This is a genomic window from Citrobacter sp. FDAARGOS_156, from assembly GCF_001559235.2.
Lineage (GTDB): Bacteria > Pseudomonadota > Gammaproteobacteria > Enterobacterales > Enterobacteriaceae > Citrobacter > Citrobacter youngae.
Genome location: NZ_CP014030.2, coordinates 2,110,682 through 2,134,005, shown reverse-complemented (window position 1 = coordinate 2,134,005; position 23,324 = coordinate 2,110,682). Strand labels below are relative to the sequence as shown.

Here is a 23,324-nt window from a genome sequence, read left to right as displayed (position 1 = left end):
ATTATAATTCCTCAATGACACATTGATTATCTAACCATGCGCTACCAACAAATATTTTCCCGGGTGCAATAACAGTAAATGTTCCAAGCCCATCCTTCCAATGATAACATTCTTCATAATGATTATGTTCTTTATGAAGTGCTGCGGATACACTATACTCCCCAACACCTATATTCATTTGGAGCGTGAATTTAATTAGCTTTTCCCCATAGTCATCCATTTCAATTTTATGTGCTAATGTATTTGTACCAAAAACAATATTACCCAGACGATCACGAATATGAAAACCTAATGTTAGCCCCTTGGTGACATGTTTATTAAATATCTTAAAGCATATTGAACATTTATCACCAGTAACCAATGTGTCAATCTTTTCCCCAGTTTCTGATTCAATGTAGAAACTATTTATTATAGCTTTTTTATTTCCTGACTCCGATTTTCCGTCGTTAACAATTATCTCGCTCTCGTCTGCTGTTTTTGATAGTTTCGCATTATATAAATTTAAAACATCCGTCGGCAATCCATCTGCAACTATACTACCTTTATCCAACAGTATTGCTCTTGTACAAATATTAGCAATAGCTGCCTGATCGTGAGAGACAATTAGAAGTGTTGTACCTTGGGCTTTAAATTCTCTAATTTTATTGAAACTCTTAGCTTGAAAATATGCATCGCCAACTGACAATGCTTCATCAATAATTAATAACTCAGGTCTTACAGCTGTTGCAACAGCAAAAGCTAATCTTACCTGCATCCCACTAGAATAGGTCCGTACAGGTTGATCAATATATTTCCCTATTTCAGAGAATTCCTCAATGCTAGGCATTAACTCCTTAATTTGCTCTGTATTTAATCCTAATAGCTGTCCTGACATATAGACATTATCTCTGCCTGAGAAATCAGGATGGAATCCCATACCTAACTCTAGCAAAGCAGCCACACGCCCCCGGACTGACACGCTACCGCTTGATGGCATTGTTGTACCTGTTATAATTTTAAGTAGGGTACTTTTCCCCGCACCATTCATACCTAAAATACCAACAGACTCACCGACCCCGACGTTAAAAGAGATATCATTCAAAATATTTATTCTATTCGAATATTTTTTATTTCCGAATGACATCCATTCTAATAATCTATGGTTGTTTTTAGCATAAGTCTTATAAAACTTTGTGATTTTTTGTACTGAAATAATGTTCATTATAACTCATCCACCATTTCACCAGCATGTTTCTTATACAAAAAATAGGCTAGTACATTAAATAAAATTGCGAGTACTGAAACAATAATTAGATCTGACCAAACAGGAAATTTATGGTAGAGAAATATATTTTGATAACCTAATATCACACCTGACATTGGATTCAACATTAACCATTCTCTAGCCCAGAGAGGGATTATACTTACAAGATATATAATTGGCGTAAACCAAAACCAAAACTGCATGACAATTGCCATAAATTGACCGACATCTCTAAAGAAAACATTTAGAACGCCTAATGTTAGACCAAGCCCCATTGCAAACAACACCTGCAAAATAAGCAATGGTATGATTGCAAAAAATTCTACTCCTGGGAAATTTCCAGAAATGATGAGGAATATTAAATATAATGAAAATATTATCAAAAAATTAACAAATGAAATTCCAACAGCGATTATCGGCAAACAAATTCGTGGAAAATTAATTTTTTTAAGATAATTACCGTTTTCAATGAATATATTGATTAATCGAATAACTATTTCTGAGAAAAATCCCCAAGTCAACAGACCTGAACATAGATATATGCTGTAAGCAAATGCCCCTGTATTATCAGGCATTCTAGCCTTCATTACCTCTGAAAATATAACCGTGTAAACAATAATCATCGCTAATGGCTGTAACACTAGCCATACTGCACCCAACATACTTGTTTGGTATCGACTTTTAAATTCTCGTTTAATACTATTAAATATAAAATCTTTATAGTGATAAATTGCCTCTATTTTATTAATCATTTATCACCCCTTTTACAAGCTTAGACACTTCATCAAGATGCTGTTCAACTATTTGTGGTGACTTATTACTCTCAATATTTATACGAAGCAAAGGTTCAGTATTAGATGCTCTAACATTCATTCTCCAATCATCAAACTCAAAACTAATTCCATCTATGGTTTCAATATGTAACACTGTATCTTTATATTCTAATTGCAGTTTCGTTAGAATATTATTAATATTATTCACGCTAAAATTAATCTCACCACTACAAGCATATTTTTTTATTCGCTCAGATACCATAGCCATTAAGTCAGTATTTTTTTTGCATAACAACTCTGCCACCAGAAGCCACGGAATCATCCCACTATCGCAATATGCAAAATCACGGAAGTAGTGATGAGCACTCATCTCTCCGCCGTAGATCGCATCTTCCTTACGCATACGCTCTTTGATGAAGGCGTGGCCCGTTTTAGACATCACAGGAATGCCGCCAGCTTTAGTCACAATATCGATGGTATTCCAGGTCAGTCGCGGGTCATGGATGATCTTCGCGCCTGGTTCTTTTTGTAAGAATGCTTCGGCTAACAGACCTACAATGTAATAACCTTCGATAAACTGCCCTTCCCCATCAAACAGGAAGCAACGGTCAAAATCGCCGTCAAATGCGATCCCTAAATCTGCGCCATGTTCTTTAACAGCATCGGCAGTATCTTTGCGACATTCTGGTAACAGAGGATTAGGGATCCCATTAGGGAAAGTGCCATCCGGCTGGTGATGAACTTTAATAAATGAAACGGGGACACTAGCAGCAACGAAACGTTTTTCAATCGCATCAATGACGTGACCAGCGGCACCATTGCCAGAGTTAACCACAAGCTTCATTGGACGAGTGAAGTTCGCGAAATCAATGTAGCCCATTAAGTGATCGACATAAGCATCAAGGATAGAAATCTTCTTGTAGCTTCCGCGCAGTTGGGCATCAACAGGCGCGAAATTATTTTCTTCGGCTAAACGCTGCACATCGCGTAGTCCTGTGTCACCACTGATAGGTTTCGCATTTTCGCGAACCAGTTTCATTCCGTTATAATCCATCGGATTATGACTGGCGGTAACTTCGATGCCGCCATCTACACCAAGATGGAAGGTTGCAAAATAGATCTCTTCTGTCCCGCTTAAACCAATATCGAGGATATCGGTACCCGCATCCATTAGGCCATTCGCTAATGCCAGTTTCAGGCTCTCGCTGGTTAAGCGTACGTCACCGCCCACCACGATTGTTTTAGGCTTGAGGAATTCACCGTATGCGCGACCAATGCGATACGCAATATCTTCATTTAATTCTTCGCCTAATTTTCCACGAATATCATAGGCTTTAAAACAAGTCAGCTTAGACATAGATCTTTATACCTTCAAAATTAGCAACGACCATACTGGTCTTTAATACGAATAATGTCATCATCCCCTAAATAGGAGCCGGATTGGATCTCAAGCAGTTCCAATGGAATCTTGCCTGGGTTTTCCAGTCGATGTTGTGCTCCGATGGGAATAAAAGTTGATTGGTTTTCAGTCAGCAGGAATTTTTGATCTTTAATCGTTACTTCACCCGTGCCTGAAAGCACAACCCAGTGTTCGGTCCGGTGATGATGCATCTGCATCGAAAATGCTGCACCCGGTTTAACGGTGATCCGATTTACATTAAAACGCTCGGTCTGTACCACCACATCGCATCGCCCCCACGGACGGTATATTTCCCGGTGACGCTTATATTCACTGCGATGATTAGCTTTAAGATACTCAACAACTTTCTTAACATCCTGCACCTGATCTTTATCAACGACCAGTACGGCATCTTTTGTATTAATGATCACCAGATTATCGACACCGATAGCGGCAACCAATTTTTCATCAGTGTTGATATAGCAGTTATTTGCGTTGTGCATGAAGGTATCACCCGTCAGGACATTACCTTTTTTATCTTTAGGGCTCACTTCCCATAGTGCCGACCAGGAACCCACGTCACTCCAGTCTGCATCAAGCCCAACGACGACAGCGTCTGTCGTTTTCTCCATGACCGCGTAGTCAACAGACTCATCCGGACAAGCGATAAACAGATCGCGATCAATCTTGATAAACTCATCGCTATCTTTGCAACCGCGGATTGCCGCCTTGCAGGACTCAAGAATATCGGGTCTGAATTTTTCCAGTTCTTCAAGATATTTCTTGGCCCGGAACATGAACATTCCGCTGTTCCAGTAATATTCACCAGACGCTAAATAACTTTCCGCGGTTTCTTTGTTCGGTTTCTCCACGAAACGGCTAACCTGGTAAGCGATATTCTCACCAAGAACTTCTTCCTTACCGCGGTGAATATAGCCATAACCTGTTTCTGCACCAGTTGGTACAATCCCAAATGTGACAAGGCGCCCCTGCATGGCAAATTTAAATGCTGACTTTACCGCCTGGTGAAATGCTGGTTTATTGTTAATGATGTGATCTGCGGCTAATACCAGAAGAATTGGGTCATCGCCATTCTCTATTGCGCTTAATGCTGCCAGCGCTATTGCTGGCGCAGTATTGCGGCCAACGGGTTCAAGAATGATATTATGCGAGAGCTTGTTAATTTGTCTTAGTTGCTCAGCAACAAGAAATCTGTGTTCCTGATTGCAAATGACTACCGGTTCCCGTGCATCGACATCATCCAGACGGAGCACTGTTTCTTGCAGCATTGAACGCTGTCCATACAAACGAAGAAACTGTTTTGGGTAGAGCTCGCGCGACATCGGCCATAAACGACTACCGGTACCACCGGCCATTATCACAGGAAGTAACATCTTGGGTCCTTAAATATCAATGCGTTATACTAAACCAACGAAAAAGTTTCATCGTCGCTCAATGACAAATGGGCACGCTACCGCACTGGCTCTACAGCTACCAGGGCACTGCTCATTTTATGTTGGGCAAACAAATTGCTGATAACCCTCAACGAATAAGGGATATCTCAACCGAATATTCTCTTATTTATTCACTGTGTAGACAAGAAAAATGTCCTACGGCGGACCGGTAATTTCTTACCGATCTACCTTTTTTAGTATTTGAAATTTATAAAAAAACATTTATAGCAGCATTCTGCGGGTATCAGACAAATCATGACTCTTTACATATACTGCTACGATACTCGGTTCAAATCGCAGGCAACGAGGGTAGCAATGGCACTAGCTCAGCAGTTTTAAAATTTGATCCCTGAACTTCGGCCCTTCTTTCAGGTTGCGCAGTCCGTACTTCACAAATGCCTGCATGTAGCCCATTTTCTTACCACAATCGTAGCTATCGCCGGTCATCAACATGGCATCAACAGACTGTTTTTTCGCCAGTTCAGCGATAGCATCCGTAAGCTGAATACGCCCCCACGCACCAGGTTGCGTACGCTCAATTTCTGCCCAAATATCAGCAGAAAGCACATAGCGCCCTACGGCCATCAGGTCCGAATCAAGGGTTTGCGGCTGGTCGGGTTTTTCAATGAATTCAACGATGCGGCTGACCTTACCTTCGTTGTCCAAAGGCTCTTTGGTCTGAATAACGGAATACTCGGAAAGATCGCCAGCCATACGTTTTGCCAGCACCTGACTACGCCCGGTCTCATTAAAGCGGGCCACCATTGCGGCCAGGTTGTAGCGCAGCGGATCCGCACTCGCCGTATCCAGAACGACGTCAGGTAACACCACCACAAAAGGGTTGTCCCCTATTATCGGGCGTGCACAAAGAATAGAGTGGCCCAGGCCGAGTAATTGTGCCTGACGGACGTTCATGATAGTCACACCGGGAGGGCAGATGGACTGCACTTCGGCCAGTAACTGGCGTTTAACACGCTGTTCAAGCAGCGATTCAAGTTCATAAGAGGTGTCGAAGTGGTTCTCAACCGCGTTCTTAGACGCATGTGTTACCAGAACGATTTCTTTGATACCTGCAGCTACAATCTCGTCGACAATGTATTGAATCATCGGCTTATCAACGATCGGTAGCATTTCTTTTGGGATAGCCTTTGTGGCAGGCAACATGTGCATCCCGAGGCCCGCTACCGGAATAACTGCTTTCAAATTAATCATTAAGTCATTCACCTATTCAATAGTTGCTGAATTATAGCTTTTTAGCTTGTTTTAGCCAGTATGAATTACATTGCTCAGTCAGGACGCATGTTACGCCGCTTATCGGCAGAATGCAGTAATCATAATCTTAGCCGGGTAGGTTTTTAGCCAGGAATGGTCGTAAAATTACCGGCCCGGTAGTCGAAAATTCACTGCCGTGACATTCACAACCTGGTGGTTTACGTTGTCAATATCAACCGAGCTTTGCCCAGCTTCATTAACTGCATGAATGTTGTTCAGCGAGAGCAAGGTCTCCTGTTTGGCCATAAACTTACCGCGTACATCTTTGCGCAGATCAAAGTGCATTTTCAGCGCTGGCCCGATGGTAGATTGCTGCATCACCTTGATATTTCGCAAGAAAAGATGCTGAGGTTTGTTGTGCAGCTCCAGCGTCGCGCGCTTCATCTCCACGTTGGTAATGGCCACAAATGAAGTTGCATTACCTGAGGAAATCTGAATACCACGTAATTTATAATCGAGATGTGTGTTATCCAGTTGAATATTATTTAACTTAAAGTTTTGTGGGATGGACAAATATCGTCCTTTGATCACACCGTACCCAATCAACATCCCTGCGCTATTTTTCATATTGATATTATCGATAACGAAATTATCACATCCATAAATAGCGACTGTAGCATTGTCGATACCCGCTTTCTTGCTGAAATTCGGGGTGATATTTCGCGCGGTAATATTACGAATGATAAAATGTTTGCCGTTCTCGACATGGACTAACTGCCGACAATCCGAGCCCGTTATATTGGCTACCACAAATCTTTTCACCGCCAGTTCGTCTGGATAGGTGTTGTCGTATGTACTACCTGCCAGCCCAATACCGATACCCCAGTTAACATTTCCGTTCGTACAATTGATGCGTTCTATAACATGGTCTGAAATCACGATGTCACTGTCGTTTATCGCGACATTCCACTCGATGGCGTCACCCTGTAAATCACTAAAGCGGCTGTTGGTTATCCGTACCCCATCCATCTGGTTATGAAACCCCTGTCGCAGGATCCCGTAATTCGCATCAGTGACGGTAATGTCGTCAATGGTGAGGTTACGCATCGCTCGCGGCGTTTTCCCCCCGATATAAATTTGTGCCACAGGGGCGAAACCGCTCATGGCTATGCCTTTTATCACACAGTCGGATCCCCGAACATCAAGGGTAATATTTCGCAAGCGCCCACCCTGCTCCCCTGTCACGCGACAGCCATCCTGCAGAATAAAGCGCCCACGACTGCTGCTACTGACCCCGCCTTGCAGATGCAACGTTTTACCAGGCGGGATCCCGATCGCGGTATTGATATTCCTGCACTCCAGACCAGCAGGCACGACAACGGTTTGCGCCTCTGAAAACGCCTGCCTGAAGGAAGCCACCCAATCCTGTGGATTGTAATCCTGAATGTTGACGCTGCCCGGTGATTCAAGCGCCCGGGCAACGGGAGAATGCAGTACGACAAGCGCAGAGCCTGCCGTCAGAAAAGTACGTCGGGAGAGTTTTTTCTCTGGCATACAACCTCGATTTACATCGTTTGCAGCAGACTGGCTAGCTGTTTGTTGATCGCAAGCTGGTTAAATTCAGCGGCTATTTTTTCGCGGGCGCACGCCACCACCGGCTTCACTTGCTCACTGTCTAGCACGCTGACCGTCGCTAATCGCTCCGCCAGGGCCTGAGCATCATTCTCTGGTGCCAGCCAACCGGACCTTCCAGATTCCACCAGCTCAGGGATCCCACTGTGCACAGTAGAGACGACCGGTATCCCTACGGCCATGGCCTCCATCAACGCCACCGGGATCCCTTCCATGTCACCATCAATTCCCGTGACGGAGGGCAACAGGAAGACATCCGCCTGCTCAAGCATCTCTTTGACCTGATGGCTGGGTTTAAATCCTGACATTTCAATCACGTCATCCAGTTGATATTGCTCGATAAGCGTACGTAATCGACGCTCCCAAGGGCCAATTCCCAGAATGCGATAACGAAATGAGATACCCCGCTCTTTCAACTGGCGGCACGCTTCGATAGCGACATGCAGCCCTTTTTTCTCGGTTAACCGTGCAACGGAGAGAATTTCTAGCGGCGTGCCCGGCGCTTTCACCTCACGGGGTGTAAAACGCGTCATATCAATCCCCATACGCGATACCGCTATTTTATGCGGTGGGCATCCCATATTCCGCAAACGTCCGGCCCAGAGATTGCTGATGGGCAACATCAAATCACCGCGCTGAAACAGCTTCTGATATTCGGGGGTATAGCGGGAAAGGATGTCCCGATGTGAAACATCAATACCATGGAAGACAGTGGCTATTTTGCCGCGGAGCACGCCGAGTTCACGTAGTTTAGCCGCCGTTACGCCAGCGGGTCCAAAGTGCGCAATAAAGACATCGGCCTGGAATGCTCGTGGGGTTAGCGCACAGATGGACGCTAAAATCAGATTACGCGCCTCATCGCCATAGCGTGGAACATTGAGCGCTTTCCAAGTCGCTGTCCGGGTGATGCCTTGTAAAATCGTCGTAGTGCGATATTTCAGCTTTGCCAACCTGCCAGCCGGTTCTTTCAATAACCATCGTGTTTTTTCGCCCAGGCGGTAGTCCATATAGGATGCATGGGTGTTATCAAGATCGCCCTGATATAACGCGATAATTTCAACATCATGCCCCATATCGATAAACGCGGTGATCTGATTCAGCACAAAGGTTTCAGAGGACAGCGGAAATTTAAGCAGGAAAAAGCTGACTTTCATTTCCCCTCCTGAATACGCGTTAATACCGATTGCACCATACGCCTACCGTGTTCACGTTCACGCTTAACCGCCTCCGCCACCCTGACGTTAAGTTCAGCGAGCCGTCCCAGGTTATCGGCAACCTTGCCTTCAAGACTACCATCCAGCAGATGGCGGATATCAACCGCCATTTCCGCTAACCCCAGTTGCTGCATAATTCCCGCCGATTTGTGCTCATAATTAATGGCTATCGCCGGCGTCATAAAGTTCATCGAGATAATGGCAGAGTGCAGGCGTGTGCCCACCGTCAGGTCACATGCGCCTAATATTTTTCCCATTTCGAGATCGTTTAGTTCATCCATGACCACGTGATAACGGGCCGGATCATTAACGTACTGACGCAGGTTCAGTGCAACCATGCGATCATCTTTGTTGTAACTATCAATACCGGTACAGGTTGAGAGCGCCATCACCTGGTAACCTTCATCAAGGATCCGATTAACCACGCCGGCAAAGGCTTGCTCATAGGCCTGTTGTGTGGTTCCAAGACGCTTATCAAACGGCGCCAGTTCACGTAATGTAATGGCGACAGTCTTCTGCTTTGCAGCCGTTTGTAGCCAGTGCTGTACGGCATAACCCGGGTCAAAGTCATCGTGATGGTTGTCTACCAGCCAGGCGGTATCCACACCCGACTCGACTTTCTCTGTCGTTATTTCACTGCGTTTCATCAGTTCCAGGCTGACCGATTCGCGTAAAATTAACGCATTGCAGTGCCCAAAAACGTAGTTCGCCAACTGATTGAACTGTGCATCCTGAAATGGCCCTACGCTGTGACCAATCATGTACAGCGGTTTTTTAGCCATAAACGAACACAAGGCATGTTCAAACTGCGTCACGCCATACAGATCGACAAAAAACGATCCGCCGACCTGGATAATGGCGTCATAACGCGACAACAAGCGGACAAAGTCAGTAAACCCCTGAGCGATAGCGATATTGCGCAGATTCCCGGAATCGGTGACGCGCGAGAGCAGCACCTGATGCTGATAGCGACGACGCAGCACTTTCTTTACGCGGCCCATGACGCCTGCAGCATTGTTATGCTGCTTCATCTGTGAATACAGTGGATCGCCCATCACCGGTCGGTTTAGTAACCAGGAGGAACTCACCGGGTAGCGGCTCATCACATCCACTTCAGTCTCTGGCTGGAGCGTATGAATGGCATCCAGCAAACCGCGCAAAATGGCGCTGTCCCCGCGATTACCGCAGGTGTGGTTGCCCAGAATCAGTAATTTCATCATGACCTCTTAAAATCAGTGCGGATGACGGTTTTCCCGTCTCCGGACGACAACAAACGCAATTCACTCTGCGCGGAACAAGGCTTTCATTTTTTCACCACGGCAGAACTGGCGTTTGATTTCCACCACCAGCGGATGACGCGACAGCACAATCATCACGACAAACACCAGCGCGCCAGCGGTTATCTGTAGGCTCAGCAACGCACTTAACGGCAATTTATTTTGCAATGTCATTCCCAGCGCGTAGCTCACCACCAGCGTGGGTAAAGAGAGATAGAACGGTAGCCACAGGCTGAGCATGTACTGCCGATAGCTCGGTCCCAGTACCGGTTTGATCATCACGAAATAGCTCAGGATGGTGTTTATGACCTGTACCAGTAAAAAGCCCAGCGTGACGCCAATCACACCCGCCATATTTCCGCCAACCAGGATGGCGGGGATAAACAAAAAGGTTTTGAAAATATTGAATTTGAAGCTGATATCAACCCGTGCTTTGGCCATCAGCAGTGAGCCTATCGGATTACCGACTGAGCGCAGCAGACCCACAATGCACAGCAGTTGCAGCACAGGAACAATACTGTTCCACTTTTCGCCAAACACCAGCGGTACGACGTTATTTGATACCACCATCAGTCCCAGTAGAGCCGGGAAATTGATAATGCCGACAACAGATAGCAGCTTGTAAAAATTGACCCGTAGTTTTTCGGTATCGTCCTGAATTTTGGCAAACGCAGGAAACAGTACTCGGGTAATTATCGGATTCAGTTTGATTGGCGGTACAACTGCCACGTTCCAGGCAAGATTGAAGCCTCCCGCCACGCCAGCACCCAGGGTTCTGGCCAGCACCAGCGTCGAAAGGTTGGTGTTCACATAATTGATAATGCTGTCCGCCGTCAGCCACGCCCCAAAGCGCAGATTTTGCGACACGGATGAAAGTGAAAAACATAGCCCTGGTCGATATATTTTGCGACCAAAATAGCCAAATAGCAGTGTACGTAGCGTACTATTCACCAGATACCCAACAATGGCAGTCATAGCGATCGGCCAAAAATGCGCGCTAACCACGGTAAAAGTAAAACCGGCCAGTACTGAACTGGTTTCAATCATGCCAATTTTGTTGAAGGCCAGTTCTTTTTGCATCAGCGCACGGAACTGCTGCCCATGCGGGATCACCACAAACGCCAGCGCTAAGGTTTTAATCAGTGGCACCAGCTCAGGGTTATTAAGCGCATTGGCAATGGTTTCGCTGAGCGCAAACATAGCAATACATACGACTATCCCCAGCCCAACGTTTAACCAGTACAAGGTGGTTAGTTCAAGATAACCTATCTCTTTGCGCTGAATAATCGAGTTGGCGATGCCAAAATCAGACAGCGTATCGGCCAGCGCTATAATCACCAGCGACACGGTTAATAACCCGAACTGATGATTATCAATAATCCGTGCCATAACCGTCATCTGAATGAGCCCCAGACCGATGATGATTACCGTAGCAATGGCTGACCATTTGGCACCGTTGAGGGTTTTTTCTCGTAAACTCATATTAATATGCCGCTTTATTGACGAAGCCTTTAAACACCGTCAGAAAAACGATTTTAATATCGAACCACACGCTCCATTCGCGAATGTATTCGAGGTCAAACTCTACGCGTTTTTCCATTTTTTCCAGCGTATCGGTTTCACCACGCCAGCCGTTGATTTGCGCCCAGCCGGTAATGCCTGGCTTCACCTTATGGCGCAACATGTACCCTTCTATCAGCTGACGATACTGTTCGTTATGCGCCACCGCATGTGGACGCGGCCCGACAATAGACATCCCGCCTGTCAGCACATTTATAAACTGTGGTAATTCATCCAGAGACGTCCGCCGCAGGAAGTTACCCACGCGGGTCACTCGCGGATCGTTCTGCGTGGCCTGGGTAACCACCGTATCGTTTTCCATTACCTTCATGGAACGAAACTTCCAGACTTTGATCGGTTTCCCGTCCATCCCATAGCGGGTCTGACGAAAAATTACCGGCCCCTTTGAGGTCAGCTTCACCATCAGCGCAATGGCGCATAGCACAGGAGAAATAAGCAGCAAGATTAGCGATGCCAGCACAATATCCTCCGCGCGCTTCAGCAGACGATTAATGCCTGAAAGCGGTGTGTCATACAGCGGTACCACAGGAACACCGTTCATTTCTTCAATCCGCGAGTGCAGAATATTGAAGGTAAAGACATCAGGAATCAGGAGCACTGAACAGGTGGTATCAGCCAGTTCGCGTACCAGTTTTTTTACCCGCGCCCCATCGCTCATCGACATAGCGATATAGACGTTATGAATGCGTGAAGCTTTGGCATCATCCACAAGTTGCTGCAGATTTCCCGCCCAATCCCGGGCGTTTTTCCCCGGTATGGGGTCGTGATAAACACCCGCGACCTCAAACCCCAACCACGGCTCATGGCGAAAGCTGTCCAGCAGCACCTGTCCGGCAGGAAGGTCCCCTGCTACCGCTACCCGACGCGTGTTATAACCACGATTTCGCAACCATCCCGCCCCGTAGCGAATAAACGCACGGCATAGCACCAGGCCAATGCTTGAAAGCAGATACCATGCCAGCCATAGAGCAAACCGGTTATCAAAATCGTTATTAAAGGTAATCAGACCCGCGCAAAAAATCAGACTCAGCGTCCAGTTTTGCAGCAGCAGCACCAACTCAGTTGAAATTTTTACCCCGCGCCAGGAGCGGTAAAAATCCGTTATCCCGCCCAGCATCTGAAAAACGACCAGCGTGATTAACGCGACCAGCAGGTGCATATACAGGAAAGGCAAACCGCTCAGTTCGCAGACTATCCATAATCCACCAAACATGATGGTGATATCTGAAAAGCGTTGCACCATCGATATTAACGACGCATTGGTTTTGGCTCGTTCGCGCTTTTTTAGATGTGTCATCGTGGTTCCTGTTAGTCACCACTTGCCCTTATCGGGCAAGGGAAATACCAGCATTACTGATTTAGCAATACCAGGAGAGTGCGCGTTCGCACGTTCAGGCGTACATCACCAACTGACCCGTAACAAATATCACAAGTGGTAACGCGGATTATTTGGCTCATGTTATCTCCTTCTTCAGGCAACAGTTAGCCCGGGCCTGATTGCCTAAATAAATAAGTAACAAAGTCCAGATTCTGTTATTTTTATTTCATAAAAGATCGCAGAGAGTCAGTTAACAGAAATGAATAATAGATTTCTATATATGTTCATGATGTGTGCCAAATCTTACAATATCATCTTCTTCAAGGTAGACTCCGGAACGAACTTCAATCATCTCCAGCGGAACCTTTCCTGGGTTTTCAAGACAATGAATAGTACCCTGAGGAATATACACTGATTGATTTTCACTTAATAATTGGACCTCATCACAGATCGTGACCTTTGCCGTTCCCGCAACAATAATCCAGTGTTCAGCGCGATGATGGTGCATACGTAATGCAAAGCCCTGCCCGGGTTTTACGGTTATCCTTTTAACCTGATAACGATCACCTTCATCAATAGAATCATATTTTCCCCAGGGTCTAAAAACCTCACGGTGAATATGATGTTCCGAGCGACCATCCGCCTGAATTTGCGCAACGATTTTTTTTACATCTTGTACATCCGTTTTATTTGCGATTAATACTGCATCTTTAGTTTGGACGACAATCAGATCTTTTACGCCGACGGTTGCTACCAATCCCGACTCGGCGTAGACATAACTGTTCTCTGTATTATGGTCAATGACATCGCCATGATAAACATTGCCCTCGTCGTTACGATCGCTGATTTCCCAAAGTGATGACCATGACCCCACATCGCTCCAGCCAACGTTCATCGGCAGGACTACGGCATCCGTGGTTTTCTCCATCACGGCATAGTCGATCGATTCCTCTGGGCAAGCCAGGAAATCGTCCCGACTGACACGGATAAAATCATTGTCCAGTTCAGCGTTATCCATCGCTAACAAGCAGGCCTGTAGAATATCCGGGCGATATTTTTCAAGCTCTTCAAGATAGCGTCGGGCCTGGAATAAAAACATACCGCTATTCCAGTAATATTCACCAGCAGAAATATATTTTTCGGCTGTTTCAAGGTCAGGTTTTTCCACAAAAGCATCAACATTGAAAGCAACAGAATCAACTTGAATCTGGGTACTACTGACTTCACCGCGTCGAATATAACCGTACCCTGTTTCCGGTGCATCCGGGACGATACCAAATGTTACCAGCTTGCCATTTTCGGCTAACGGAATAGCTGAGGTCACTGCATCGTGGAAGAATTTATTTTCTTCGATAATATGATCAGCTGCCAGGACCAGCAACAACGGGTTATGATCGGAATTATTGTTACATGCTGCGATTGCTGCCAGCGCGATTGCTGGTGCGGTATTCCTGGCTTGTGGCTCAAGAATAATATTCCCCGTTAGTTTATCGATTTCTTGCAATTGTTCAGCAACAATAAATCGATGCTTTTCATTACATATTACCAGCGGTGGTGAACAATCCAATCCATCAAGGCGACAAATTGTCGATTGCAACATTGTATTTTTCCCATCCAGACACAAGAACTGCTTTGGATATAATGTTCTGGATAATGGCCACAAACGGCTACCGGACCCACCTGCAATAATTACCGGATGAATGTTATTCTGACTCATAAGTCAACCCTTCAAATGATTAATAAATTGATTTAAGACATTATCTTTTTCAAGTGCAGACTCTGCATAGGAACGTGCAATCATATTGTATTCAGGCATAGTGATTGCATCAGTAATTCCGGCCACAAGCATCTCAACTGATTCTGGCTCAATACAGATAGCAATACCGGGATGTTTCTGACAAAGCTGCCCCAGTTCGGTATGGATCTCTGCTGTAATCACGGCATTTCCCCCGACCGCCAATATGTTCGTTAACTTAGAAGGAAGGACCGCATCTGCAGCGCCACGTCTTTGGATGACTAAATGGCAATCTGCCAACCTTAATAACGCTGGCAACATTTCGTATGGTTGCAAGGGATAGAACTTAACATTCGTTAGGGCTAGTTCCTTGACCATTTGCTCCATCCTGGATTTCCCCCCTCCCTGACCCACAATAACGTATATCCATGGTTTATCCTGAGTCTGGCTTGCAGCCTCAACGATATTTTCAACGCCTTGTTTCTCACCAATATTGCCGGAATACAGAATAATTTTTTTATCGGTTGGCAAATCAAACTGCTGACGAATTTGCTCTATATCAGCACTATCCACCTTGCTAAATCTTTCCACTTCGGACCAGTTCGGGAAAAAGATAAGCTTTTCTGCAGAAACGCCTTTCTCCTGCGCTTTTTGCATCATAGAGCGGGAGATCGTGGAAACATTATCCACATTCAACAAACTGCTACGCTCAAATGCTTTGGCTACTCGCGCAATCATTGTGGAATTTCCGGTTGCCGCCAATCCCAGCCCCAACATCGCATCAACTTCATAATCCTGAATATGCAGCACGGTGCGAGAGCCAGACAGTTTTGCCAGCAAACGCATCCCTGGTGTACAGAATAGCGTGGGTACCACGCCGATAATGTATTCAGGCTTCCACCGATACTGAGCCAATAGGGGAAAAAGACTGCTCAGGGCAAAACTGCCCAAATGTAACAACCGCTTTAACGTTGAAGGTTGAGTTGGTACATATAATGGACAGCGCCAGACAGTGGTGACACCAACTTCCCGACGATAGCGCCAGGAAGAATAAGGTTCGCCGACTTGCCACTGCGGATAATAAGGAGGTGCCGTGACCACCCGAACCTCATGCCCCTGGCTCGCCATCCACTCCACCATCTCTCCCGTGTATTTACCAATTCCGGTCAATTCGGGAGAGTAATTGATGCCATAAACCAGAATTCTCATATCCCGGGCACCCGATCTTTCGTCGCTGGGTTGAAATATGCCTGCGTATTCTTATGCACATTCCCATCGGCAATCAGCTCATCTGTTTTAGCCCAACGCCAGGTATCATGCTGTTTTGACGGCAACATTGATGTACTGGTATTAATCTTCAGTCGAAAACCCAGTACCACATAATGCGTTGAAAATGAAGAACCAGAAAAATTATCCTCATAAAAGTGCTGCCAGACACCAAAAAACTGACCGTGTGTTATGGGAAACTGCTGACCTAATTCTTCTTCCGTCAAACGCATAAATGCTTGTTCCAGCGTTTCATCTTTTAATACTCTGCCGCCGGGCACAAACCAATATCCTTGAGCAGGCCTGTTAGTTCTTTTCCCAACTAAAAACTCCCCAAACTCATTCTCAATGATAAAATCCAGAGAGATCAACGGCGTCGTGCGCACCGCATTAGCGAAGTCTTCATTATTGAGAAACATTACTCACCCCGATACCGCTGCTGATTATCAAGGAACCAGCGATAAGTATTAATCAACCCCTGTTCAAGTCCTATTTCATGATGCCAACCGAGTCTTCTCAGGCGACTGACATCAAGCAGTTTTCGTGGTGTCCCATCAGGTTTAGAAGCATCAAAAATAATATCACCGCGAAAACCAACAACTTTTGCAATGGCGTCGGATAGTTCACGAATAGTGCAATCTTCACCCGTGCCTACATTGACATGAGAAAGCATTGGCTCTGTATTTTCCTGCCAAACTTCATTGTCTAACTCCATCACATGGATGCTTGCTGCCGCCATATCATCGACATGCAAAAATTCACGCATGGGTTTCCCACTGCCCCAAACCTCAACATACTTGTCATCCCGTTGGGTGGCTTCATGAAAACGACGCAATAGCGCAGGGATCACATGGGAATTATCTTTATGGAAATTGTCGTTAGGTCCATACAGGTTCGTCGGCATCACTGAACGGTAATCCCGGCGATGCTGCCGGTTATAGGACTCACACAGTTTTATTCCTGCAATTTTAGCGATGGCATAGGGCTCATTTGTCGGCTCCAGTGATCCCTGCAACAACTCGCTCTCTTTGATTGGTTGCTGCGCAAACTTAGGATAAATACATGATGAGCCTAAAAATAATAACTTCCCGACATTTGAATTATGAGCCGCATGAAGGATATTACTTTCCATCATCATGTTTTCATAAATGAAATCAGATGGATAATTATTATTAGCCATAATCCCGCCAACTTTTGCCGCGGCAAGATAAACCTGGTCAATATTTTCACTGGTAAAAAAATCATTAACCGCCGTTGTGTCTAATAAATTGAGCTGTTCACGGTTACGGATGATTAACTCGACATCTTCACGTTGTGCAAGTTGTCGGTAAATAGCAGAGCCCACCATTCCCCGATGTCCCGCAATATAAACACGTTTCTTCTTCATCATCATTAGCTCTCCAGTGCAATAACAACATCGTAACCATGGGACTTCAGCAGTGAATGTTTCTTCGCTGCTTCCAGATCGTGAGCAACCATTTCAGAAACCATCTGGCGCAATGTGATCTCCGGTTTCCAGCCCAGTTTTTCGTGTGCCTTTGTCGGATCGCCCAACAGCGTTTCAACCTCTGCAGGACGGAAATAGCGCGGGTCGACGGCGATCATCACATCCCCCGGTTTCACCCCTGGCGCATCATGCCCAGTCACCGAAACCACAATGCCTTTTTCATTCACGCCCTCACCTTCAAAGCGCAGCTTAATACCGAGTTGGGCAGCAGCCATTTCCACAAACTGACGGACGGAATACTGCACGCCAGTGGCGATCACGAAATCTTCCGGCTGCTCCTGCTGCAGCATCATCCACTGCATCCTGACGTAGTCTTTGGCATGTCCCCAGTCACGCAACGAATCCATATTGCCGAGGTACAGACAGGACTCCAGCCCCTGGGCGATGTTGGCAATTGCACGGGTAATTTTGCGTGTGACGAAGGTTTCGCCACGACGCGGAGATTCATGGTTAAACAGAATGCCGTTACAGGCATATATGCCATAAGATTCACGGTAATTGACGGTGATCCAGTAGGCATACAGTTTGGCGACAGCATAGGGCGATCGCGGATAGAACGGCGTCGTTTCTTTCTGTGGGATCTCCTGAACCAGACCGTACAGTTCAGAGGTGGAGGCCTGATAGAAACGGGTTTTCTTTTCCAGACCCAGGAAGCGAATCGCTTCCAGCAAACGCAGCGTGCCGATCCCATCAACATCAGCAGTATATTCTGGCGAATCAAACGACACCGCCACGTGGCTCATTGCGCCCAGGTTATAGACTTCATCCGGTTGAACCTCTTGCAAAATGCGGGTCAGATTAGAGGAGTCCGTCAAATCACCATAATGCAGATGGAATTTGGGATTACCCGCATGTGGATCCTGGTAAATATGGTCTACCCGTTCGGTATTAAATGACGAGGCCCGGCGCTTAATACCATGAACTTCATAACCTTTTTCCAGCAGAAACTCTGCCAGGTAAGAACCATCCTGCCCGGTTACGCCAGTAATGAGAGCGACTTTTGACATGTTATTACCTCTTAAAATTTCCCTTCAGGGAGTAACGTTCTCGACGCGTTTACGCGTAACTACTGCGGGGTTACCCCGACATATGGCATTGGCCGGCAACGATTTAAAAACGCTGCTACGTGCACCCACGACGGTGCCGTCGCCTATCGTCACGCCAGGCGCGACAAAAACATCTGTCGCCAGCCAGCATTTCTCGCCAATCACAATTGGCGTGGCGCTAATATCAAAGTGTTGGCTGGCATAATCATGACTTCCGGTGCATAAATAGCTTTTCTGCGAAATAACCGTATGAGCCCCAATCGTAATATTACCCAGCGTATATAAAACCGCGTCATCCCCTACCCAGGCGTAATCACCCAGTGTTAATTTCCACGGATAAGTAATTTTTACTGAAGGCCGAATAACTACGTTTTTTCCTATTTTTGCGCCAAATATCCTTAATAAAAAAACACGCCAGCGGTACATCACCTGTGGTGACCAGTGAAATAATGTTGCTTGTACCGCCCACCATAATTGCACTTTAATTGCACCACCGCCGCGAAAACCTTTCGGCACCGCGAAGCCGTTTAAATCCTGCATAGTGTGACCTTACGTTTTACCATATAAGTGTTTTGTCTTACCGGTTGTACGCAGACGTATGTATTCAGAAAATTCAGCCCAAAAACCGGGCATGCGCAATATTTGACGTTGGACTCTTTTGGCATCCCGACACAATTCCAGATTATTCGTAGTCGATACGCCGCCCATGGAAAACTCCGACACTAAACCAGTCAGTTTTTTAAACGCGAACCCGGACTTGTATAATTTTGCTGCCAGCGCATAATCCGATGATATTTTATATTGCAAATCATAATGCCAGGTTTGCAGCCCCGTCAGCGGAAAAAATATTGCCTGATGACTGGCTGGCAAACTGTGGTAGATATACCAACCCGGTTTAGCCCGGCGCGTCATTTTTTTACCATTACCAAAATCCAGCAAAGCATCGCCAATCACCATCGCTTTATCACTCTGCGTTTTTAACTGGCGGATAAAATGTGCAGAATCGGCATGCAGAATATCTCCAGAGTTGAGAAAGAGTGCAAAGCGCCCGCGCGCCATAGCGATACCTTTGTTCATTGCATCGTAGAGACCGTTATCAGGCTCGCTGACAAAACGTAACTGGTGCTCTCCATTGAGATTTTCCAGGAACGCCGGTGTACCGTCTGTTGACCCCCCATCGATAACAATCCACTCAAAGCTGATATCGCTCGCCTGCACAAGATGCGCCAGTGACGCATGGGTTTTGACGATCCCGTCCAGATTGCGAAAAGCGACGGTGATAATACTCAGCAGCATGTAAATTACCTCGCGATATTCAGCGCCTTGCGCAAAATAAACGGACATACAATTAAAAATGCATATTCCGGACTAAATACTGAACCGGTGAAAAACAGCGACAACGGTGTAAAAAGATAAAGCTGCACCCGATAATTCTGATTATCACCAAACGCATTCATCATCATTTTCGTTACTTTTCCCATGTACCACAGGGATAATATTACGGCGAACCACGAAAAATAGATAATTAACAAATACAAACCATTGTCTATCGTTTTACCTACATCTGCACCGTTAAAGATTCCGAATGATGCAACATATTCATAAAGTGAGCCAAATCTCACTACACCGTCGACATTCAGTAATGAATAGCCAACCATGACCAACGGTCCTACTATGCGATAATAAGATGAAGAGCCTTCAGTACCTAAATCACCAAGACGCGTCGTGATGTAGGGGAAGGCAAATATCACGCCCACCATAAACACACTCAGCGAAATAATTGCCAAGGGTAACTTCTTTTTTATCGCATCCTTATTCAGATACTGAAACGCCCACTCCAGCAGGTAAAACAAAATAAATGTCATCACCCCTGAAAACGATCCTGACAATATCACCCCTGCCAGAATCATAGCATCGGTCTTGGGCGTTTTGATACCAAACTGTTTGATGCTGAGCCAAATTGAGATTAACGCCAGAGCGAAAAATGCAGGCTCAAAATAGAGTGCGGTGGTACGCTTCCCACCAAATTTAATAAAGTTCAGCACATAGCTATTGCTGTAAATAAGATATTTCGAAATAGCTTCCATTATACTGCTGCCACCGCTGAGAATGATCTGTGCCATTTCAATGGCAGCCACACCGACCACTAACCCCACCACCAGCCAGAATAAACGCAAAATTTTAGGATAGTTATGTGGCGAAATGGTTTTAAAGCGAATACTCCACACCATGCCAATAATGATCACGGTATAGATAAACAACATGGCAGATGTTACATACTTGCTGGCATCCAGCGATTGGCCAAACAGGTAGTTAAACACCGCCAGCCCCCCACCCACTCCCAACGCAATCAACAGCTTTTTAATATTGATACGGTCAACAAACAGCAGTAGCAACAGTGGTAAGAAAGTGACAACGGTGACAGGGAAACTTTCACCCAGTTGCGCAAGCTTGACGTTAACCAGCAGATAAAGCAGCGGCAACACCAGATAGCTACAGACCCTGATAGTACGAGACATATTCCTCCAGCATCTGTTGTCCGCTGTATGCTGTCCGGCTCTGCTGGCTAAAGGTAGCCAGCGAGGTGTCAAATACCGCCTGTGCAATTTCTGATTTTTTCAGTTGTACCAGATGCAAAACATCCGCTTCACTGAATGTTTTGCCGCCTGATTTTGCCAGCACTTCCTGTGCCGCCTCACTGTGCGTGGCGATAACCGGTACACCGATAGAAAGCGCTTCGCACAAGATTAGCGGATAGTTATCAACCCGCGAACTGAACACCAGCCCATCCATCTGATTTAGCGCCCCCATCAAGGTTCGTTTGTCACTTTCAAACCCATGGTTGATGACGTTTGCTCCGGCAAACGGGGAAAACTTACCGAAGGTATGCAGCTCTATTTTGTCACCGAGCGCGATAAGCGCCTGGACCAGTTGCTGGCTGGTTTTGCCGTCATAGCGCAAATCATGGGCCACCACGGCAATTTTCGGTCTGCCCAGCGGCTCATGCTGAACCGGCAAGTCAGCAAGAATCGCTTCCGTCGCCACATCGATACCGTTATTGATGATGTGACAACACCCGGCACCGTACAGGCTGTTAAATGCTTCCGCCACATGTTGACTGGGCGAGATAAACTGGCAGCCAAGCGCCAGCATCGTACGAAACATTTGACGTTTCCCGGGCAGTTGCTGATGCGCTTTATCAACGTTAACCGGGGGATAGTTGCTTAACGTTGGACATTTCTGGCAGCCCGTTTTCCAGCCTTCGCAGCCATCGGTAAAGGCGCAGCGTCCGGTAACACTCCAGTGATCGTGCAGCGTCCACACAAAGGTGATATCGGGCTTATGTGCCTTCACCTTTTGGCAAAACGCCACTACCTCTTCGAGGTTCAGCCAGTAACTGTGCAGCACATGGAAATGCAGAACCAGCGGGCCCGCGGTGCGGATGATTGTGCGATACATACTGTCGAGGTTGCCAAACAGATCGCGGTTTGCGAGGCGAAACAGGGCAATATTCGCCGCCGACGTCAAACGCGGCGCATGTTTAATCACGTGCGGATAATTTCCGTGACTGGCGCTTCTCTTGCCTCCTTTGCCATAACCGTATACAAACCGCGACACCCACCCTTTTTCCAGCGCGCGCAGGTGTAAATCCAGCGCGACCCCGGCCGCCCCGCCTTCGGCAAGCCGAACATTAAATTGCAGAATATTCATTGCATTACCTTTGCTCTCACATGTTGACTCAGCATACTTAACGTCCTCGCAGACCGTCAGCCAGGCGTTTGCCGTTACGGATGGAAAGCAACGTCAGCAATGTGCGCCAGTTCATCCGCTTGTTACGGATCTGATAAAGAGTAAACAGCTGATATTTTTTACTCGCCCGGTCAAATTTACCTTTGTGTTTGCGATAGAACTGGAAGTAACCGGAGAACTTATGTGGGGATGAGGTAATACGCATCTCGCCGTGATTCACATGCAGGATCTGCGTCGCCTCTTTTACCTTCCAGGGTTTACCGTAGGCCACGACCATGCGCAGAAAAATGTCGTAATCCTGCGCGGCTTTTAACGTCGTATCAAACAGGCATGCTTTGAAACGCCAGGCCCAGCTAAAGACCTGATTACCAATGATATTGCGTTTATAAAATCGGCGACGTGAGTACATCGATTTTGGATACAGCGGCAGACTGGCTGGCTGTGAATAAACCTCACCTTCACAGACATAATCATCAGCGTATAGAAAAGCATGCGTTACCAGTTGATGACGAGACTGAAGGAATGAGCTCAGGCGATTCGGCGTCCACTCATCGTCATCATCAATCCCCGTAATGTACTGCCCACTGGCCTGCATGATGGCCTGATTGCGTACTGCGCACGCGCCGGAGTTCATCTCGTTATGCGTATAGTTCACGCGTGGATCGTTTAACGCCTCAACAAACTGTTGCAGCTGCTCATACTCGGCAGAGCAATCATCGACAATGATCATTTCCCAGTGACTATAGTCCTGGCGCAGCACCGATTTAATCGCCCGGATAGCCAACTGCTGGCGGTTCCAGGTGGGCATATAAATAGAAATTAGCGGGTTGTCTGTCGTCATTTTTTTGTCCCAGATAAAGTTGCCAGATGGCGCTACGCTTATCAGGCCTACATTCGATATGCGTTGCTGTTAGTTA

The 23,324-nt window shown here is 46.3% G+C and carries 20 protein-coding genes; all 20 read right to left on the bottom strand.

Features of this window, described 5'->3' with window-relative positions:
* Position 1: 1 nt before the first annotated feature.
* The gene (locus AL515_RS10255; RefSeq protein WP_105242162.1) at positions 2-1,201 is read right to left on the bottom strand and encodes an ABC transporter ATP-binding protein; all 1,200 of its coding nucleotides are present in this window, start codon (positions 1,199-1,201) and stop codon (positions 2-4) included.
* Positions 1,201-1,995 carry an ABC transporter permease gene (locus AL515_RS10250; protein ID WP_061067688.1) on the bottom strand — a complete coding sequence of 265 codons (795 nt, stop codon included), beginning with the start codon at positions 1,993-1,995 and terminating at the stop codon, positions 1,201-1,203. Before AL515_RS10250 ends, AL515_RS10255 begins: the two co-directional genes overlap by 1 nt.
* Complete coding sequence (gene cpsG, locus AL515_RS10245) at positions 1,988-3,373, bottom strand: phosphomannomutase CpsG (protein WP_061067687.1); 1,386 nt, start codon at positions 3,371-3,373, stop codon at positions 1,988-1,990. The genes AL515_RS10250 and cpsG overlap by 8 nt, the downstream gene beginning before the upstream one ends.
* A 20-nt stretch (positions 3,374-3,393) precedes the next feature.
* On the bottom strand, positions 3,394-4,809 hold the full coding sequence (locus AL515_RS10240; RefSeq protein WP_061067686.1) for a mannose-1-phosphate guanylyltransferase/mannose-6-phosphate isomerase: 1,416 nt from the start codon (positions 4,807-4,809) through the stop codon (positions 3,394-3,396).
* Positions 4,810-5,190: 381 nt separating this feature from the next.
* Positions 5,191-6,081: a GalU regulator GalF gene (gene galF, locus AL515_RS10235; protein WP_061067685.1), complete on the bottom strand. Its 891-nt coding sequence runs from the start codon at positions 6,079-6,081 to the stop codon at positions 5,191-5,193.
* 165 nt (positions 6,082-6,246) lie between these two features.
* Positions 6,247-7,635 carry a colanic acid biosynthesis protein WcaM gene (gene wcaM / locus AL515_RS10230; RefSeq protein ID WP_061067684.1) on the bottom strand — a complete coding sequence of 463 codons (1,389 nt, stop codon included), beginning with the start codon at positions 7,633-7,635 and terminating at the stop codon, positions 6,247-6,249.
* A gap of 11 nt (positions 7,636-7,646) precedes the next feature.
* Positions 7,647-8,867, bottom strand: coding sequence for a colanic acid biosynthesis glycosyltransferase WcaL (gene wcaL / locus AL515_RS10225; RefSeq protein WP_061067683.1), 1,221 nt, complete (start codon positions 8,865-8,867; stop codon positions 7,647-7,649).
* Positions 8,864-10,144: a colanic acid biosynthesis pyruvyl transferase WcaK gene (gene wcaK, locus AL515_RS10220; protein ID WP_048212030.1), complete on the bottom strand. Its 1,281-nt coding sequence runs from the start codon at positions 10,142-10,144 to the stop codon at positions 8,864-8,866. The genes wcaL and wcaK overlap by 4 nt, the downstream gene beginning before the upstream one ends.
* 63 nt (positions 10,145-10,207) lie before the next feature.
* Positions 10,208-11,686, bottom strand: a complete 1,479-nt coding sequence (locus tag AL515_RS10215) for an MOP flippase family protein (RefSeq protein WP_061067682.1) — start codon at positions 11,684-11,686, stop codon at positions 10,208-10,210.
* Position 11,687: 1 nt separating this feature from the next.
* Complete coding sequence (gene wcaJ, locus AL515_RS10210) at positions 11,688-13,082, bottom strand: undecaprenyl-phosphate glucose phosphotransferase (protein WP_061067681.1); 1,395 nt, start codon at positions 13,080-13,082, stop codon at positions 11,688-11,690.
* 295 nt (positions 13,083-13,377) lie between these two features.
* On the bottom strand, positions 13,378-14,820 hold the full coding sequence (gene cpsB, locus AL515_RS10205; protein WP_061067680.1) for a mannose-1-phosphate guanyltransferase: 1,443 nt from the start codon (positions 14,818-14,820) through the stop codon (positions 13,378-13,380).
* A gap of 3 nt (positions 14,821-14,823) precedes the next feature.
* Positions 14,824-16,047: a WcaI family glycosyltransferase gene (locus tag AL515_RS10200; RefSeq protein WP_061067679.1), complete on the bottom strand. Its 1,224-nt coding sequence runs from the start codon at positions 16,045-16,047 to the stop codon at positions 14,824-14,826.
* A complete protein-coding gene (locus AL515_RS10195) occupies positions 16,044-16,523 on the bottom strand; it encodes a GDP-mannose mannosyl hydrolase (protein WP_061067678.1) in 480 nt (159 codons plus the stop codon). Before AL515_RS10195 ends, AL515_RS10200 begins: the two co-directional genes overlap by 4 nt.
* Positions 16,523-17,491 carry a GDP-L-fucose synthase gene (fcl, locus tag AL515_RS10190; RefSeq protein WP_061068813.1) on the bottom strand — a complete coding sequence of 323 codons (969 nt, stop codon included), beginning with the start codon at positions 17,489-17,491 and terminating at the stop codon, positions 16,523-16,525. Before fcl ends, AL515_RS10195 begins: the two co-directional genes overlap by 1 nt.
* A 5-nt stretch (positions 17,492-17,496) precedes the next feature.
* Complete coding sequence (gene gmd / locus AL515_RS10185) at positions 17,497-18,618, bottom strand: GDP-mannose 4,6-dehydratase (protein ID WP_061067677.1); 1,122 nt, start codon at positions 18,616-18,618, stop codon at positions 17,497-17,499.
* A gap of 24 nt (positions 18,619-18,642) precedes the next feature.
* Complete coding sequence (wcaF, locus tag AL515_RS10180) at positions 18,643-19,197, bottom strand: colanic acid biosynthesis acetyltransferase WcaF (protein WP_061067676.1); 555 nt, start codon at positions 19,195-19,197, stop codon at positions 18,643-18,645.
* A 9-nt stretch (positions 19,198-19,206) separates the two neighbouring features.
* Positions 19,207-19,953 carry a colanic acid biosynthesis glycosyltransferase WcaE gene (gene wcaE / locus AL515_RS10175; RefSeq protein WP_061068812.1) on the bottom strand — a complete coding sequence of 249 codons (747 nt, stop codon included), beginning with the start codon at positions 19,951-19,953 and terminating at the stop codon, positions 19,207-19,209.
* A 5-nt stretch (positions 19,954-19,958) separates the two neighbouring features.
* Complete coding sequence (gene wcaD, locus AL515_RS10170; RefSeq protein WP_061067675.1) at positions 19,959-21,176, bottom strand: colanic acid polymerase WcaD; 1,218 nt, start codon at positions 21,174-21,176, stop codon at positions 19,959-19,961.
* Positions 21,151-22,368 (bottom strand): colanic acid biosynthesis glycosyltransferase WcaC, encoded by a 1,218-nt coding sequence (gene wcaC / locus AL515_RS10165; RefSeq protein ID WP_048212042.1) that lies wholly within the window; start codon positions 22,366-22,368, stop codon positions 21,151-21,153. Before wcaC ends, wcaD begins: the two co-directional genes overlap by 26 nt.
* Before the next feature lie 37 nt (positions 22,369-22,405).
* Complete coding sequence (gene wcaA, locus AL515_RS10160; protein WP_061067674.1) at positions 22,406-23,248, bottom strand: colanic acid biosynthesis glycosyltransferase WcaA; 843 nt, start codon at positions 23,246-23,248, stop codon at positions 22,406-22,408.
* Between the last annotated feature and the right edge of the window lie 76 nt (positions 23,249-23,324).